Annotated in this window: 3 protein-coding genes; 2 read left to right on the top strand and 1 reads right to left on the bottom strand. The window is 33.5% G+C overall.

Annotation, left to right across the window (positions count from 1 at the left end):
* The first annotated feature begins 98 nt into the window (after nucleotides 1–98).
* Nucleotides 99–476 (top strand): hypothetical protein, encoded by a 378-nt coding sequence (locus tag VKY41_RS01195; RefSeq protein ID WP_500812603.1) that lies wholly within the window; start codon nucleotides 99–101, stop codon nucleotides 474–476.
* Between the two features lie 25 nt (nucleotides 477–501).
* Here VKY41_RS01195 and VKY41_RS01190 read toward each other — a convergent pair whose 3' ends face one another.
* On the bottom strand, nucleotides 502–1,431 hold the full coding sequence (locus VKY41_RS01190; protein ID WP_500812602.1) for an endonuclease/exonuclease/phosphatase family protein: 930 nt from the start codon (nucleotides 1,429–1,431) through the stop codon (nucleotides 502–504).
* Nucleotides 1,432–1,522: 91 nt separating this feature from the next.
* Between VKY41_RS01190 and hflX the strand changes: the two genes are divergently transcribed.
* Nucleotides 1,523–2,667, top strand: a 1,145-nt coding sequence (gene hflX, locus VKY41_RS01185) for a GTPase HflX (RefSeq protein WP_500812601.1), incomplete at its 3' end; no start/stop codon positions are given.

The raw sequence follows: 2,667 nt of genomic DNA, 5'->3' as shown, positions 1-2,667 counted from the left end.
TTAAAATTTTAGCTAACTAGTAATAGTTATTAATTATATTTTTAAAACCTGCTAATTTTTAATATTGGCAGGTTTTTTAATTTTTAATCTCAATTTTTATGTCTGTTTTCGACTCTCTATTTTTTAACGTATTTAAGCATTATAAGGACGCTAAAAGTAAAAAGGCTAACGAGCTTGCAACCATGTATATCTCGGTTTTGCAATGTGCCATTTTACTCCTTTTAGGAGTGTTTTTTGCTGGTTTTTTTAATCAAATGAACATGGACACCATGTCTCAGGAAAAGGCTTGGTTTTTGTTTGTTTTAGCTTCAGGATTTATTTTCTTTAAAAACTGGATTCAATATGCAGGTAAAAAAAGAAAAGTGCTTAACGCTAAAATGCTTAAAAAGAAATCAGCCAACCATTCTATTTTAATGCTTTGGTTGTTGCCTGTGGCCTGTGTTATTTTATCTGTAATCCTTTGGCAAGCGATTTAGTCCTGAAGTTTTTAGAATAGATGTGTTAGTATTCAGACTGATACTTTATTGTAATATACACTGGAAAATGATCACTAAATCCTCCGTGATAATTTCCGGCTAGAAAAGTTCTAAATGGTCTTCCTCTATGTTTTCCTTTAGAGAACTTTAAAAATTGAGCATCAAAAATATCAGCTGATTCAAATTGCCATTGACTTGGTTTAGCTTCTAAAAAATTACTACTTAAAAGGAATTGATCAAACAAATGCCAGTGTCGTTCAAAAGAAAGTGAACCACGACTATAACTCCTAAGCTTTTCCATGGGGTTATAAAGCTCAAACCTTTCAATTAAGTAGTTGATGCTTGGACTTTCTGGATCATCGTTAAAATCGCCCATAATAAGCACTTTCGCTTCTGAATCTTCTTTTCTAATTGCATCTATAATTTCTCCTACCTTTTTAGCGGCTTCCATGCGTTTAATTTCAGTTTTCTTTTCGCGTTTTGATGGCCAATGGTTTATAATTATATGAAGTTTTTCACTTCCTAAATTCCCAGTTACCAATAACACGTCTCTAGTGTAGTCTGTATCACCATAAGCATCAAGTAGGTCTATTTTGTATGCTTTTGAGGCTGTAACAGTAAATATGGAAGCATCATATAATAAAGCGACATTCATGCCTCGTTTATCTAAAGACCTAAAATAAACATATTGATAGTTGTATGGCTTTAAGTGTAATGACTGTGTTAAGTCATATAAAACCGTTTCATTTTCTACTTCAGCCAAACCAATTAAGGCTGGATGTTTAGCTGTTTCCTTTGCTCCAATTTGATGTATGGCCAACCCTAGATTTTTTATCTTCTTAAGATATCTGTCTTTTGACCATTTTATGTACTTCGTTTGCAACATAGGGCTTTCAGGTTCAAATAAATTTTCTATATTATAGAAAGCAATAGTATGTTGTTTAAGACCTATCATTTTGTTTTGATACTGGTTAAGACGTTAAAGGTGTAAAAATATAAATATAAAAATGCTTACAATTGCGTAACTTTGTACTTTATAAAAATATATGATTGAAAAAATAGATATTGCTTTAGAAACAGCTGTTTTAATAGGGGTTGTTACTAAGGATCAGGACGAAGCCAAATCTAAAGAATATTTAGATGAGTTGGAGTTCTTAACATTCACGGCAGGAGGAGAGGTAAAGAAACGTTTTACCCAGAAAATGGATATGCCTAATCCCAAAACTTTTATTGGAACGGGGAAAATAGAGGAAGTTAAAAAGTTTATTGATGAAAACGATATAGGGACGGCTATTTTCGACGATGAACTATCCGCAGCCCAAGAAAGGAACATCAGTAAAATATTAAACTGTAAAGTTTTAGACAGGACCAATTTAATCCTTGATATTTTTGCGCAACGTGCACAAACTAGTTATGCTAGAACCCAAGTGGAACTTGCACAATGCGAATACTTATTACCACGTTTAAAAGGAATGTGGACGCATTTGGAACGACAAAAAGGTGGAATTGGAATGCGTGGACCTGGTGAGACTGAAATTGAAACCGATAGGCGTATCGTTAGAGATAGGATTTCCTTACTAAAGGACAAAATTAAGGTTATTGATAAACAGCAGTCCGTACAACGAGGAAATCGTGGACAAATGGTGCGTGTGGCTTTAGTAGGATACACGAACGTAGGGAAATCTACCCTTATGAACACTATCAGTAAAAGTGAGGTGTTTGCTGAAAACAAGTTGTTTGCTACTTTGGATACCACAGTTAGAAAAGTTGTAATTCAAAACTTACCATTTCTTTTAACGGATACAGTTGGATTTATTAGAAAACTACCAACGCAATTAATAGAAAGTTTTAAAAGTACTTTAGATGAGGTGCGTGAAGCGGATTTATTACTGCATGTAGTGGATATTTCGCACCCAAATTTTGATCACCATATAGATTCTGTAAACAAGATTTTAGGTGAAATTGATAGTGCGGATAAGCCAATCATCATGGTGTTTAATAAAATTGATGCGTATAAACCAGAACCTTTCGATGAAACCGATTTAGAAGTTGAGAGAACTGAGGCAAATTATAGCTTGGAGGAATGGAAAAGAACATGGATGAATCGAGTTGGAAACAATGCCTTATTTATTTCTGCATTGAATAAACAAAACATGGAAGATTTTAAAAAACGAGTTTATGATGAAGTTCG

This window comes from Xanthomarina sp. (assembly GCF_035306605.1).
GTDB lineage: Bacteria > Bacteroidota > Bacteroidia > Flavobacteriales > Flavobacteriaceae > Xanthomarina.
The sequence above is the reverse complement of the archived record's forward strand: the minus strand, read 5'-3'. Positions and strand labels throughout refer to the sequence as shown.